1 protein-coding gene is annotated in these 368 nt (G+C 47.8%); it reads left to right on the forward strand.

Annotated elements, in window-relative coordinates:
- Positions 1–368: AIR synthase-related protein (locus tag AB4653_RS26930; RefSeq protein ID WP_372105765.1), on the forward strand; the 368-nt coding region annotated here is incomplete at both ends.

Raw genomic sequence — 368 nt, forward strand, 5'->3', positions numbered from 1 at the left:
CGTGACGTGCCAAACGATGAGCCGGGCATGAGCCCACTTGAGATCTGGTGTAACGAATCTCAAGAGCGTTACGTAATGGCGGTTGCTGATAAAGACATGGCAACATTCGACGCGATTTGTAAACGTGAACGCGCACCTTACGCAGTGGTTGGTAAAGCAACAGAAGAACGTGATCTGAAACTAGAAGATTCACACTTCGACAATACGCCAATCGACATGCCAATGGACATCCTATTAGGTAAAACACCTAAGATGCACCGTGACGCGAAGACGCTAAAAGCAAACAATCCTGCGATTGACCGTTCTGGTATCGAACTAAACGAAGCGGTTGACCGTATTCTTCGCCTACCAACAGTGGCAGAGAAAAC

Origin of the sequence: Vibrio sp. 10N.222.48.A3, assembly GCF_041475345.1 — a bacterium.
Taxonomy (GTDB): Bacteria; Pseudomonadota; Gammaproteobacteria; order Enterobacterales; family Vibrionaceae; genus Vibrio; species Vibrio tasmaniensis_A.